The 13,352-nt window shown below is 57.4% G+C and carries 15 protein-coding genes and 1 tRNA gene; 12 read left to right on the forward strand and 4 right to left on the reverse strand.

Going from position 1 to position 13,352, the window contains the following annotated elements:
• The first annotated feature begins 13 nt into the window (after window positions 1-13).
• A complete protein-coding gene (locus tag GPK39_RS08250) occupies window positions 14-1,108 on the forward strand; it encodes a hypothetical protein (RefSeq protein WP_215674967.1) in 1,095 nt (364 codons plus the stop codon).
• 110 nt (window positions 1,109-1,218) lie between these two features.
• Here the strand turns inward: GPK39_RS08250 and GPK39_RS08255 are convergent, their stop codons facing one another.
• Window positions 1,219-1,455 carry a helix-turn-helix domain-containing protein gene (locus GPK39_RS08255; protein ID WP_215674969.1) on the reverse strand — a complete coding sequence of 79 codons (237 nt, stop codon included), beginning with the start codon at window positions 1,453-1,455 and terminating at the stop codon, window positions 1,219-1,221.
• Window positions 1,456-1,464: 9 nt separating this feature from the next.
• A complete protein-coding gene (locus GPK39_RS08260) occupies window positions 1,465-2,103 on the reverse strand; it encodes a DUF2975 domain-containing protein (RefSeq protein WP_215674971.1) in 639 nt (212 codons plus the stop codon).
• A gap of 703 nt (window positions 2,104-2,806) precedes the next feature.
• Between GPK39_RS08260 and GPK39_RS08265 the strand changes: the two genes are divergently transcribed.
• From GPK39_RS08265 to nagA, 8 genes are all read left to right on the forward strand, one after another.
• Complete coding sequence (locus GPK39_RS08265) at window positions 2,807-3,250, forward strand: PTS sugar transporter subunit IIA (RefSeq protein WP_022094613.1); 444 nt, start codon at window positions 2,807-2,809, stop codon at window positions 3,248-3,250.
• On the forward strand, window positions 3,250-3,531 hold the full coding sequence (yajC, locus tag GPK39_RS08270; protein ID WP_022094612.1) for a preprotein translocase subunit YajC: 282 nt from the start codon (window positions 3,250-3,252) through the stop codon (window positions 3,529-3,531). The genes GPK39_RS08265 and yajC overlap by 1 nt, the downstream gene beginning before the upstream one ends.
• A 36-nt stretch (window positions 3,532-3,567) precedes the next feature.
• Window positions 3,568-4,050 (forward strand): PTS N-acetylgalactosamine transporter subunit IIB, encoded by a 483-nt coding sequence (agaV, locus tag GPK39_RS08275; RefSeq protein ID WP_022094611.1) that lies wholly within the window; start codon window positions 3,568-3,570, stop codon window positions 4,048-4,050.
• A 90-nt stretch (window positions 4,051-4,140) separates the two neighbouring features.
• Window positions 4,141-4,941 carry a PTS mannose/fructose/sorbose/N-acetylgalactosamine transporter subunit IIC gene (locus tag GPK39_RS08280; RefSeq protein ID WP_022094610.1) on the forward strand — a complete coding sequence of 267 codons (801 nt, stop codon included), beginning with the start codon at window positions 4,141-4,143 and terminating at the stop codon, window positions 4,939-4,941.
• Window positions 4,931-6,013: a PTS system mannose/fructose/sorbose family transporter subunit IID gene (locus GPK39_RS08285; RefSeq protein ID WP_022094609.1), complete on the forward strand. Its 1,083-nt coding sequence runs from the start codon at window positions 4,931-4,933 to the stop codon at window positions 6,011-6,013. The genes GPK39_RS08280 and GPK39_RS08285 overlap by 11 nt, the downstream gene beginning before the upstream one ends.
• 184 nt (window positions 6,014-6,197) lie before the next feature.
• Entirely contained in the window at window positions 6,198-6,929 is a 732-nt protein-coding gene (locus GPK39_RS08290; RefSeq protein WP_215674973.1) for a GntR family transcriptional regulator, read from the forward strand.
• A gap of 114 nt (window positions 6,930-7,043) precedes the next feature.
• A complete protein-coding gene (locus GPK39_RS08295) occupies window positions 7,044-8,210 on the forward strand; it encodes an AgaS family sugar isomerase (RefSeq protein ID WP_215674975.1) in 1,167 nt (388 codons plus the stop codon).
• A gap of 117 nt (window positions 8,211-8,327) precedes the next feature.
• Window positions 8,328-9,497 carry an N-acetylglucosamine-6-phosphate deacetylase gene (gene nagA, locus GPK39_RS08300; protein ID WP_215674977.1) on the forward strand — a complete coding sequence of 390 codons (1,170 nt, stop codon included), beginning with the start codon at window positions 8,328-8,330 and terminating at the stop codon, window positions 9,495-9,497.
• 75 nt (window positions 9,498-9,572) lie between these two features.
• On the opposite strand, the gene GPK39_RS08305 is transcribed toward nagA, so the two are convergent.
• A complete protein-coding gene (locus GPK39_RS08305) occupies window positions 9,573-10,157 on the reverse strand; it encodes a flavodoxin domain-containing protein (RefSeq protein ID WP_055310431.1) in 585 nt (194 codons plus the stop codon).
• Window positions 10,158-10,313: 156 nt separating this feature from the next.
• Between GPK39_RS08305 and GPK39_RS08310 the strand changes: the two genes are divergently transcribed.
• The 3 genes from GPK39_RS08310 to GPK39_RS08320 all read left to right on the forward strand — a co-directional run bounded on the left by GPK39_RS08310 (window position 10,314) and on the right by GPK39_RS08320 (window position 12,868).
• Window positions 10,314-11,195, forward strand: coding sequence for an aldose 1-epimerase family protein (locus tag GPK39_RS08310; RefSeq protein ID WP_215674979.1), 882 nt, complete (start codon window positions 10,314-10,316; stop codon window positions 11,193-11,195).
• Window positions 11,196-11,254: 59 nt separating this feature from the next.
• Complete coding sequence (locus tag GPK39_RS08315) at window positions 11,255-12,190, forward strand: hexose kinase (protein WP_215674981.1); 936 nt, start codon at window positions 11,255-11,257, stop codon at window positions 12,188-12,190.
• A 204-nt stretch (window positions 12,191-12,394) separates the two neighbouring features.
• Window positions 12,395-12,868 carry a NanQ anomerase/TabA/YiaL family protein gene (locus tag GPK39_RS08320; RefSeq protein ID WP_117629886.1) on the forward strand — a complete coding sequence of 158 codons (474 nt, stop codon included), beginning with the start codon at window positions 12,395-12,397 and terminating at the stop codon, window positions 12,866-12,868.
• A 208-nt stretch (window positions 12,869-13,076) separates the two neighbouring features.
• On the opposite strand, the gene GPK39_RS08325 is transcribed toward GPK39_RS08320, so the two are convergent.
• Window positions 13,077-13,152, reverse strand: a tRNA-Thr gene (locus GPK39_RS08325).
• Window positions 13,153-13,352 lie beyond the last annotated feature (200 nt).

Raw genomic sequence — 13,352 nt, forward strand, 5'->3', positions numbered from 1 at the left:
AGGAGTAACTGATATGGGTCTGATTCAAAAGAAGGACGAGAAGGACGAGATCGACGGCATCCAGATCATCGAGCGCGGCGAAGGCCCCGATGGTGATGAGGAGGAGAAGATCGATCTGGTCGCCGGTACGTCTGCCGAACATATTGCCGCCGGTACGACGGCCGAGGAGGAGGACGCTCGCCTGGAGGCAAAGATCGCCGCGGACGCCGCCGACGAGAACCTCATGCCCGAGGAGCAGGACGAGGACGACGATATCCTGGGTTCCGACGAAGACGACCGCGCATCCAAGCACAAGAAGACGATGATTGCCGCCTTCGTGGTTGCAGTCGTGATCGCTGCTGTGGTCGGCTTCTTTATCGGCAACGGTGGTTTTGGCGGCAAGGGCGTCGGCTCGGCGACCCTCACCGAGGACCAGCTCGATTCGACCGTGGCAAGCTACAGCTACAACGGCAAGAAGAGCGACATCACCGCGCGCGAGGCCATTGAGAGCCAGTACAGCCTCGACACCGTCAAGGATGGCGATGGCAACTACACCGCTCCCTCTGCCGACGTCATCCTGTCCTACGTGCGCAACAAGATCCTGCTCGACGCTGCCGGGGACGAGGGCATCACCGTCTCTTCTAAGGAGATGAAGAAGTACGCCGAGGATTCCATCGGCACTTCGGACTACAAGACCATGGCCAAGCAGTATGGCGTGTCCAAGGACCAGGCCAAGCAGATCGTCCGTCAGTCCGCGACGCTGCAGAAGCTCTACAAGAAGAAGGTCGGCGACAGCTCCGCAAGCATGCCGACCGCCCCGACCGAGCCTGCTGACGGCAACGAGGAGACCGCGAGCAAGGACTACGCCGATTACATCATCAAACTTGCCGGCGACGAGTGGGATAGCGAAAAGGGCACCTGGAAGGACGCCGATAGCACCTACGCTAAGGCCTTCGCTGACGATGCCTTTACGGCTGATAGCGCTACCTACAAGCAGGCCATGACCGCCTATTACACCGCCTACCAGCAGTACTCTTCGCAGGCTTCGAGCGCCAGCTCCAAGTGGACCGAGTATGCTAACGGCCTCTACGCCAAGGCCAACATCAGCATCTACGGCCTGTTTGCGTAAGGTTTGCCTGCACTACTGCGCGTTGACCGATCACCTGATTAAGCCCGCTAGAACGGACAACGTTCTAGCGGGCTATTTGCGTTTAGGCGCTGGTGGCTAAATTATGCCTATCAATCTTTAAGTCCAAAAAGGTTATCGGCTTCATCGTCAGGCATATATTCCAGTACATCGCCCGGTTGGCAGTCGAGTGCCCGGCATATCGCGTCAAGAGTTGAAAAACGTATGGCAGAAACCTTGCCCGTCTTAATGCGTGACATATTGACCTGGGAGATGCCCACGCGTCCCGCAAGCTCTTTGGATGAGATCTTGCGTTCGGCGAGCATGCGGTCAAGCCGCAGAATAATCATGGATTCCCCCTAGAGCAACTCGTCATCTTGTTTTTGCAGGATATACCCGTAGCGGAAGATGCTGGCAATCAGGCAAATAATCAGGCCCGCAAAGAGCATGGAGGGCTCGAATAACTGGCCGGCGAACGCATCCGTAAAGCTGCCGCCAAATCCTGAGAGTATCATTCCCGTGATTACGGCACCAAGAAGCCTCACGGCAACGCCGCCGATAAGGAATAAATGTCCTACTCGACGAAGTGTCTGGTTACATTCAAGGTCAAAGGGCCTGCCTTCCTTTTCAATGTTTAAGAAAAGCCTGCGCACGCTTAGCGCGATGGTAAGCGCGAGGCATGTCATCAAGAGGCTCCCTATGGCAGTGTGACCATCGTGTGCGACGAGCATAAGTGGGGTCTGCGCATCGGTACCGACGATAGCCAGGCACGGCCCTTCGCCGCCTTGAAGTTCTACGGATTGGAGACACGACCCTTGGGAGAGGCTAGGCAATACGAGTAGAAGGTCAATCGCAATGACTGCGAGAAGTCCCAGAGCGAGCGCCACGGTGGTGCAGATTGTGGCCCATTTGCAGATGCGAGTGAGCTTCCTCAGATCGGCTATTGCCTGTTCACGGTCGATGGCTTCATTCGATTTGGATACGTTCCAGCGGATCATAGCTCCTCCAACCAATGTCTTGGATGATACTTGTATCTTATATCATATTTAATGATAAACGATAAACAATTACAGATTAGAGTAAGTAATGTTTGTGAGACGAATAGCGAGAGCTATGGCTCATTTTGGGTGTCGGAGTTTGGCGCGCGGGGGATGAGGACAAATGTCAAAACTTCCCTTGATCGCGCAAGCGCTCCATTGTGTTTCCCTAATTCATCTGGGAAAACGACTGCAAACGATTGCAAGTAACCGGTGAACGGTCGAAAACTACCGTTCACCGATAATCTCAAAACTGGTTCTAACTGGTATTAAGTCAAAAAGACCAATTCACATATCTTCACAATGACCTGCAATTTTTCTACACGCTATTTTTAGCCGCCCTGCGTTGTTTAGACACAGGAAAAGATCCGATCTTTTGCCAAAGCATTTCGGAACGGTTTCAAAACCGCAGGTAGAAGTGTTAACGACCGGTAAACGGTCGATTTATCACCGTGAGCGGTGCAAAAACGTTTTACCGTATGAATCAACGAAAGCGACCTCTTCTGGGGTGATATAGTGACAACAACACGTCACGTGGTTACTACCAGTTTAGAAACCACTGGTCTTCAAAGTACGCTTTCTAAGAAGCTTTAAGGGCGAGCGCCCGCTGGCTTCCGAAAATCATCGGACTCAGATCGTACACACCTTCGGAAGGGAAATTTGAATGGTTGGCTTTATTCTTACCGGTCATGGACAGTTCGCACCCGGCCTCGCAAGCGCTATCGCTATGGTTGCTGGCGACCAGCCCGCTTTTACCGTCGTTCCTTTTGAGGGCGACCAGGCTGCTTCCTACGGTGAGGATCTCCGCGCCGCTATTACCGCCATGCGCGAGGAGTGCGATGGCGTGCTCGTCTTTACCGACCTGCTTGGTGGCACCCCGTTCAACCAGGCGATGATGATTGCCCAGGATGTCGACAACGTCGAGGTTCTGACCGGCACCAACCTTCCCATGGTTATTGAGCTTCTGTTCCTCCGCGGCAACGCCACGCTCGCCGAGCTTGGCGAGCAGGCCGTGACCGTTGGCCAGACGGGCATCACCGCCCAGACGGTCGCATCCGTTGCCGGCTCCGACGAAGAGGATATCTTCGGCGACGAGGACGGCATCTAATGGCCGATTTCGGAGCCAACGTCCTGAGCTCCTCGGTCGCCCTTTTAGGCCTGCTTGTCATCATGGGCTTGATTTACACCATCTGGTCGCAAATCAACATGAAGAAGAAGCAGAAGTACTTCAAGGAGCTGCACACCGAGCTCAAGCCGGGTCAAGAGGTTCTTTTCGCCGGCGGTATCTACGGAACCGTCAAAGGCATCGAAGGCGAGAAGGTCCAGATCAAAGTCCGATCCGGAGCCGTCGTAGATGTTTCGCGTTACGCGATTCAGGAGATCAAGTAACTGTCGTCAGCAAATAACGAAAGGAAGCTGATCAACATGGCAGAACCCAACATTCTTCTTACCCGCATCGATAACCGACTGGTTCATGGTCAGGTTGCCACCCAGTGGAACTCCACCCTGGGCTCCAACCTCATCCTCGTCGCCAACGACGACGTGGCGTCCAACACCATGCGCCAGAACCTCATGAAGATGGCCGCTCCCGCCGGCGTCGCTACGCGTTTCTTCTCTCTGCAGAAGACCATCGACGTCATTGGCAAGGCGAGCCCGCGCCAGAAGATCTTCATCGTGGCCGAAACACCGGAAGACGTGCTTACGCTCGTCAAGGGCGGTGTGCCTATAAAGAAGGTAAACATCGGCAACATGCACATGTCGGAAGGAAAGCGCCAAGTCGCCACCTCCGTCGCAGTTAACGACGAGGATGTCGCTGCGTTTAAAGAGCTGCAGGAATTGGGGGTGGAGTTGGAGATCAGGCGCGTTCCGAGCACGCCTGTTGAGGACACGAGCAAGCTCTTCTCGTAATCCTCGTGATCCACGTTGTCAGGAGTGAAACCCTGACGTTCTGTACGTGAAATCCAAAGTGCGTACATACATTTTGAAAGGAGGAGCAAGATGGAATACTCGATCATCCAGATCGCTCTGGTCTTCGTCGTCACGTTCATCGCGGCAATCGACCAGTTTGACTTCCTCGAGTCTCTCTATCAGCCCATCGTCACCGGCGCCGTCATCGGTCTTATCCTTGGCGACCTCAACACCGGTCTTCTCGTGGGTGGTACCTATCAGCTCATGACGATCGGCAACATGCCGATCGGAGGCGCTCAGCCGCCTAACGCCGTCATCGGCGGCATCATGGCAGCCATTCTCGCTATCGCCACGGGCCTCGAGCCCAACGCGGCAGTCGGTCTCGCCATTCCGTTCGCTCTGCTTGGCCAGCTTGGCGTTACCCTGGTCTTCACGCTTATGTCCCCGCTTATGTCCACGGCCGATAACATGGCTCACAACGCGGACACCAAGGGCATCGAGCGCCTGAACTACTTCGCCATGGCTCTGCTCGGCCTGATCTTCGCTGTCGTCGTCACCCTGTTCTTCATCGCTGGCGCTACCATTGGTCAGACCATCGCTTCCGCCATCCCGACTTGGCTGCAGACCGGTCTGTCCGCTGCAGGCGGCATGATGCGCTTCGTCGGCTTCGCCGTCCTGCTCAAGGTTATGATGAACCGCGATATGTGGGGCTTCTTCCTCATGGGCTTTGGCCTCGCGCTCATCACCGTTGCCAACGATTCGCTGGCAACCCCTGCTCTGCTCATCCTCGCTCTCATCGGCTTCGGCATCGCTTTCTGGGACTTCCAGCAGCAGACCGAGCTGAAGGGTGCAGCTGTTTCTGACGGAGGTGACTTCGAAGATGGCATCTAATGAGTATGTGATCCCGGAGCACTACGAGGATCTCACTCCTGCTCCGCAGCTCGACCAGAAGACCCTCAACAAGATGGCTTGGCGCTCCTGCTTCCTGCAGGCATCGTTCAACTACGAGCGCATGCAGGCCGCTGGCTGGCTCTACTCCATCATCCCCGGTCTGGAGAAGATCCACACCAACAAGAACGACCTCGCGGCTTCCATGAGCCACAACCTGGAGTTCTTCAACACCCACCCGTTCCTTGTCACCTTTGTTATGGGCATCGTGCTTTCGCTCGAGCAGAACAAGGTTGACATCCCCACGATCCGCGCCGTCCGCGTCGCCGCAATGGGCCCGCTCGGTGGTATCGGTGACGCCCTGTTCTGGCTGACGCTTGTGCCTATCACGGCCGGCATCACCTCCAACATGGCCATCAACGGCAACGCCGCTGCACCGATCATCTTCCTGGTGATCTTCAACGTCGTCCAGTTCGCTCTGCGCTTCTGGCTCATGAACTGGTCCTACAAGCTTGGCACCAGCGCTATTGACGCTCTGACCGCCAACATGCAGGCCTTCACGCGTGCCGCTTCCATCATGGGCGTCTTCGTCGTCGGTTGCCTGGTCGTCACCATGGGTGGCACCCAGATCAACCTCCAGATCCCCAACGGCACCACCCGTGGCCTCTCCGCTACTACCGTGATCGTCTCCGAGAAGGAGGCCGAGAACTTCACCGGTATGGAGGGTATTGATACCGAGACCGCTGAGGCCGGTACCATCGCCATGACCGATGAGGACGGCAACGCCCTCACCGCTTCCGATGCCGACGGCAACGCTGTCGAGTGCGGCGTCACCGATCTGGGCAACGGCATGGAGTCCGTTACCTACGGCACCGTCACCGAGGATCCGGTCAACTTCTCTGTTGCCGACACCCTCAACACCATCGTCCCGAAGCTCGTCCCGCTTATGCTTACGCTGCTGCTTTACTACATGTTCGCTAAGCACAGCTGGACCCCGACCAAGGGCATTCTCCTGCTCTTCGTCCTTGGCATCCTGGGCGCTGGCCCGCTTGGTCTCTGGCCGAGCATCTGGTAAGGCTCTAGCTTGAGGGGTGTGTCCCTACGCGGCTCACACCCCGACCCCTTAAGCCATGTGTATGTTAAAAGCCGCGTGCTCGAAAGAGCGCGCGGCTTTTGTTTTCTTGTTGATTCGGGTGTGGCAGACAGATAATGCTAAACACCCAAGGTGGTAGCCGAGTTTGAGAAAATGGGAGGATAGGATGGCGATCGGAGCGCGTAAGCAACCGCTGTACGATCAGCTGGTCGATATTCTGACCGAAAAGATTGACCATGAATATCGCGCCGGTGACATGATTCCTTCCGAGCGCGAACTTTCGGAGCGCTATGGTCTCTCGCGCACTACGGTACGCCTGGCTCTGCAGGAACTGGAGCGTTTAGGACTGGTGGTTCGGCAGCACGGTCGCGGTACCTTTGTGACCGACCGTTCGGCAAAAGCAACCAATCTTATGCAGTCCTACAGCTTTACCGAGCAGATGCGCGCGATGGGTCGAGAACCCGAGACCACGATTCTCGAGTTTTGCGAGATGGAGGCCGATAAGAATCTGGCCGAGCATATGGGATTGCGCATCGGTGATCGCATTTTTAAGCTCAAGCGCCTTCGTTCTGCCGACAATATGCCCATGATGGTCGAACGCAGCTATCTACCGGTTCGTCAATTTCTGTCCCTAAAGCGACCGCTGTTGGAGCGTAAGCCGCTTTACGATGTGATTGAGCAGGACTTTCAGCAAAAGATTCGCGTGGCCGAAGAGGAGTTCTATGCGAGCATAGCCCGTCCCACCGATGCCCACCTTTTGGGAATTGTCGAGGGCTCGCCTGTGCTCGATTTGGTCAGGACTACATATAACGAGTCAAACGAGGTTGTGGAGTATACACTCTCGGTTGCTCGTGCCGATCAGTTTAAATACAAGGTTTACCACCAGCGTAGCGACTAGTGTTCGCATTGTTTCCATATGATGATTCTTTGCATTTAACTGGTTACTACCAGATAACCAACCGAAGTGTATAATTGCACGTCAGAGGTTTACTTCTAGAGAGAGGTATTAGAAATGTTCGAGAAGAGTGTCGAGGAGCTCACCGAGCTCGGCGCCCAGATCACCACGGCCGAGATTGCTCAGCAGCCCGAGCTTTGGCGTGATACGCTCAACATCTATCGCGAGAACAAGGAGGCCATCGAGGCCTTTCTGGCCGAGGCTCGCGCTATGGGCGAGGGCCGTCTGTCCGTTGTCTTCACCGGTGCCGGTACGTCCGACTACGTTGGCGATACCTGCGCCCCGTACCTGCGTCACGCTGGCAACACTGATCTCTACGACTTTAAGCCCATCGCCACGACCGATATCGTGAGCGCCCCGCGCGACTTCCTGCGCGCCGAGGATCCCACGCTCGTGGTTTCCTTTGCCCGCTCTGGCAACAGCCCCGAGAGCCTTGCCGCCGTTGCCGTTGCCAAGGAGCTCGTCCACAACGTCAAGTTCCTCAACATCACCTGCGCTCCCGAGGGCAAGCTCGCCGTCGAGTCTGCCGATGATCCTAACGCGCTGACGCTGCTCATTCCGCGCGCCAACGACAAGGGCTTCGCCATGACCGGCTCTTATTCCTGCATGACCCTGCTCTCCACCCTAATTTTCGACACTGCCTCCGACGAGCAGAAGGCCGAGTGGGTCGAGACCATCGCCAAGATGGGCGAGGAGGTTATCGCTCGCGAGTCCGAGGTCGCCGATTACCTCGCTGGCGACTTCAACCGCGTGACCTACTTGGGTTCTGGCTCCTTCGGTGGCCTTGCCCAGGAGAGCCAGCTCAAGATCCTCGAGCTTGCTCACGGTCTGGTCGCTACTTCTTACGACACCTCCATGGGCTATCGTCACGGACCTAAGTCCTTCGTCGACGATAAGACGCTCGTCTTCGTGTTCGTCAACAACGACGCCTACACCCGTCAGTACGACATCGACATCCTCAATGAGATCGGTGGCGACGATATCGCTCAGCACACCATCGCCGTTCAGCAGGAAGGTGCCACCGTCTATGAGGGTGAGTCCTTCACCTTTAAGGGCTACGAGGCGCTTCCCGAGGGCTACCTTGCGCTGCCGTTCGTGATGTTTGCCCAGGCTATCAGCCTGCTCAACTCCGTGCGCGTGGGCAACACGCCCGATACGCCGAGCCCCACCGGCACGGTCAACCGCGTGGTTAAGGGCGTGACGATTCACCCCTTCACCGCTTAATCGCGTCCCCCTGTAAGGGCGCCCGTCCGCTCATAACGGCGGGCGGGCGCTTTTTGTTTTACGTGAGCTGGGTATAAGCATCACTACAGTCAACTGCTTTAGAAGCAAGGAGTGCATATGAGCACGTACGCAATTAAGGCTGACAAGTTCTTCTTGCCAGCAGGCCCGCAACTGGGCGGCTATCTTATGGTCGAGGATGGCGTCTTTGGCGCCTGGCAGGCCGACGAGCCCTCTTGCGAGATTATGGACTACACGGGATCGTGGATCGCACCGGGTATGGTCGATACTCACATCCATGGCTTCTACAACCACTCAACTACCGATAACGATCCCGAGGGCATCGATATCAGCTCGACCGAGCTCGCCCGTCGCGGCACCACCAGCTGGCTGCCCACGACGTTCACCGATGGCGTCGAGCAGATCAAGGACGCCTGCGCCGCCATCGCTCAGGCGGACGAGCGTCGCGGCCCCGACTTCTGCGGTGCTCGCATTCAGGGTATCTACCTGGAAGGCCCCTTCTTTACCATGAAGCACGTGGGTGCGCAGAACCCCGCTTACCTGATCGATCCCTCCGAGGAGGTCTTCGATCAGTGGCAGGAGGCTGCGGGTGGTCGCATCGTTAAGAGCGCCATGGCGGCCGAGCGCGACGGTGCCGCTGCTTATGCGGCTGCTCTGAATGCCAAGGGTGTGGTGACCAGCATCGGTCACTCCGACGCCACCTACGATGAGTGCATCGCCGCCATCAACGCCGGTGCCAGCTGCTTTACGCATACCTATAACGGTCAGCGCGGGCTGCATCACCGTGAGCCCGGTGTCGTGGGCGCTGCCATGTCCACGCCCGAGACCTACGCCGAGATCATCTGTGACGGCAAGCACGTTAACCCTGCCGCCATCAAGGCGCTGCTGCAGGCAAAGGGCTGGCAACACACGGTGCTCATCACTGACTGCCTGGGTTGCGGCGGCATGCCCGAGGGCAGCTACACCAGTGGTGGCATGGACGTCATCATGAAGGACAACCTGTGCTGGCTCGCCGACGGCAAGAGCATTGCCGGCTCGGTGCTCACGCTTGCCCAGGGCGTCAAGAACATCGTTGACTGGGGCATCGCCAGCGCCGATATCGCCATTCGCATGGCAACCGAGGTGCCGGCACGCTCCGCGCACATCGAGGATAAGTGCGGCAGCATCATGCCGGGTCGCGACGCCGACTTTGTCGTGTTCGACCATGAGCTTACCCTCGTCGAGACGTATGTTGGCGGCCAGAGCGTCGGCAACGCCTTTACCGAGTAACGATAGAAAAAGACGGCGGGCCCGAATCTGCTCGGACCCGCCGTATGGGTTAAACGCTCAAAAGCACCTTCACAGTTACAGCTTGTTAGCGATCTTCTTTGCCGTGCGCTTGACGCCGGCCACCAGGCCTCCTGCAGGATGCTCCTTCTCGTATGCTAGACGCTTCTCGCGCTTGGCGTACTCTTCGACGATGATATCGCCATATTCGTCTTCGATCTTGTCGAAAAAGTCGACGGCGCCCTTAATTTCCTCAGCGGTCGGGTGTCCCTTTTGGACACCGCCGGCGAGTTTGAACGGCCCCCACGTATCAAAGCCGGGGCAGCCGTAGACACCCATAAAGATGGCCTGCCTCATGCGGCAGATGCCATCGATATCCTTGCCGTACCACTTGTTTTTGCCACCGTAGGTCATAAGGCCAAACACCTTGTCCTGCGGCTGCAGCACGTTCGTGAGCACGCGTGCCATGTCCTTGTCGATCTCGGAGTAATAGATGCCCGTGGCGACACCGATCAGATGATATTCGTGCAGGTCGGGGTACTCGTTTTTACCGAGCGCCTTGACGTCGAGGGTATCGATCTCGGGGTGTGCCTCGACGATGGCGTCCACGAGCTTTTTCGTATTGCCGTGATGGCGCGAGGCATAGAGGATGATAGTTCGCATAAGAAGGCCTTTCAGCTGTAATTGCATCAATGTCTGTATGGTACCCCGTTACATGGCTGGGATACCGAACGCATCGATGAACGTGCGGGTTTGTCCTTTGGTTAGGGCCGAGACGGGTACTTGCGAGCAAAAAGCAGTTGTTCGAAAGGATGGGCAATGGAATACGCTCTCTCCAACGATTCGATTTCTATTAAGGTGTCCACGGCCGGTGGTTCGTTTACCTCGATCGAGGCCGGAGGTCGCGAGTATCTGTGGCAGGGCGATCCCGCCGTGTGGTCCGGCCAGGCACCGATTTGCTTCCCGATTTGCGGAGGCTTGCGCGATAACAACGCCATGACGTTTGCCGGGCATCATGTAAAGCTCGCTCGCCACGGCTTTGCGCGCAAGCAGGAGTGGAAGCTGTTGAGCCAAAGCGCAAACGAGCTGGCTATGTGCCTGGCATCCGAGGATAACGCCGCGCTGCTGAGCGATTATCCGTACCCGTTTAAGCTTGTCGCCCGCTATACGCTCGAGGACGCTGCCGTGCGCGTTTCCTACGAGGTCACCAACGAGGGAACCGAGGACATGCCGTTCTTTATCGGCGGTCATCCCGGCTTTAGGTGTCCGCTCGATGAGGGCGAGGCCTATACGGACTACGAGTTGCGCTTTGAGAAGGACGAAGCTGCTGAGCTTTGCACTGCCGTCCCTTCGACTGGCTTGATTGACGTGACCAACCGCTCCAAGAACCCCATGGTGGGAAAGACGCTGCCTCTGTCGCATGAGCTCTTCGATTTTGCGGAGACCATCTTTGACGTGCTCGAGAGTCGTCAGGTCACGCTTTCCAAGAAGGGTGAGGACAAGGGCGTTCGCCTAAGCTTTGAGGGTTTCCCATATCTCATTGTGTGGAGCAAGCCCGAGGGCGATTTTGTGGCGGTTGAGCCCTGGGGCGGCCTTTCGACCTGCTCCGATGAGGACGACGTGCTTGAGCATAAGCGCGGCTGCCTTGTCGCCAAGCCCAAGGAGACCGTCGTTCGCTCGTTCACGATTGAGATTCTGTAGTCGCATGTAGCCAATTCGTTTTGCAAGGCATAAGGAGCCTGCGAGATAAGGAGCTAGAAATGATCCTCACCGTTACGATGAACCCGTCTGTCGATACGCGCTATCAGCTCGATGAGCTCATGATCGACGACGTCAACCGCGTGACGCCCGAAAAGACCGCCGGCGGTAAGGGCCTCAACGTGGCCCGCGTCCTGGGCCAGCTGGGCGACGATGTCGTGGCAACCGGCTTGCTTGGTGGTCATATGGGCGCCTATATGGCCGAGCTCATGGATGCCAATGGCATTAAGAATGATTTTGTGCCCATCAAGGGCGAGACCCGCATCTGCCTCAACATCCTTCATGCTGGCAACCAGACCGAGCTGCTCGAGAGCGGCCCGACGATTGCCCCCGAGGAGCTCGATGCCTTTACCGCCAAGTTTACCGAGCTTGCGGGTAAGGCCGATGTCGTTACCATCTCGGGTTCGCTGCCCCGCGGCGTCGAGGCGGACTACTACGCCAAGATCACGGGCATTGCCGAGAACGCCGGCGCCAAGGTGCTGCTCGATACCTCGGGTGCTTCGCTCGAGGCCGCCCTTAAGTCCGAAATTAAGCCCGAGCTGGTCAAGCCTAACCTGACCGAGATCAACGGCCTTCTGGGCACGAGCTTTACCACCGACGATGTGGACGAGCTCCGCGCCGCGCTCGCTTCTGACGCCCGCTTCTCCGATATCCCCTGGGTCGTCGTGTCCATGGGCGCTGCCGGCTCCGTGGGCTTCCACAATGGCCGTGCGTTCCGCGCGAAGACGCCCGATATCCCTGCCGTTAACGCCACGGGCTCTGGCGATTCGACCATTGCCGGCTTCGCACATGCGATCGCTGCTGGCGCGGATGACGAGACGGTCCTGCGTACCGCCAACACCTGCGGCAAGCTCAATGCCATGGATCCCATGACTGGCCACTTGGTTATGGATCGTTGGGACGAGGTTTACAACGGCGTTGTCGTGACCGAGCTGTAGGAGCTTGTGCAGCGGCCTCGGCATCGGTTGTTTGCTTGTGGTTGGAGCCGACGACAAGTGCAGTAGCATTATGCCGGGGCGCGACGCCGACACTGTCGTGTTCAATCCCGACCTTACCCTGGTCGAGACGCATGTGGGTGGCAACAGCGTCGGTAATGCGTTTGCCGAGTAGCCGCCAAAGAAACGATCCGAGAGGGGATTTAGATGATTTACGGTGCATTGGGCGATATCGAGGAGTACCGTGGAATGCTCAAGGGCCTCGACGTGCTGATCGATTGGCTCGAGGAGAACGATCCGGCGAAGCTCGAGGTCGGCAGCCATCCGATTCTGGGCGACAAGGTCTTTGCGAACGTCATGGCTCCCACGACGCGTCCCGAAGCCGAGGCTCACTATGAGACGCATCAGCGCTATCACGACCTGCAGATCGACGTCGAGGGTCGCGAGGCCTTTAAGGTTGCCACGGGCAGCCTGACGCTGGTCCAGGAGTTCGACGAGAAGGACGACTACGATCTGGTCGATTCCGACGCCTCGATCGCCGGCGATCTTGCTGACGACAAGTTTGCGCTGTTTGTTGCCGGCGAGCCTCACATGCCCACGCTCGAGTTCCCGGGCGATGGCGCGCAGCCGGTCAAGAAGATTTGCTTTAAGCTGCTTGCAGATGCTTACTGGGAGGAGTAGCGCGCTGCTCGGCTGAGCTGTTCGTGTTGCGAGCGTTATCCCTTGGGGGAGCTCGCTTGGGCCCCGCTGAACGCGGTTCCTTTGGGGATTGCGGTTGGCGGGGCTTTTGTTGAGTAGGGGAGTTTCCGGCGGCGTTGTGCTTGGATTGGCGGATGCGCGCCCGAAATCGGCAACAAAAAAGCCGCCCGAAGGCGGCTATCTTGTGCAATGGAGCCAGCGACCGGGCTCGAACCGGTGACCCCCGCTTTACGAGAGCGGTGCTCTACCAACTGAGCTACGCTGGCGGCCATGTGGTGACGCAACTGAGGCGTCAACGGCTGTCTATGATACGGGACATCGCACATCCGCGCAAGTGTTCTGAGGGCTTTTCTCACTTTAAATGCACTACCTTGATTATCGACTTTATCCGAACACCTCCCACATTCATCCGCACATGTGCGGATGAATGTGGGAACCCGATACCCTGAGGGCCGGATCGGCCGGC

This window comes from Collinsella aerofaciens (genome assembly GCF_018785245.1).
Taxonomy (GTDB): Bacteria; Actinomycetota; Coriobacteriia; order Coriobacteriales; family Coriobacteriaceae; genus Collinsella; species Collinsella aerofaciens_AD.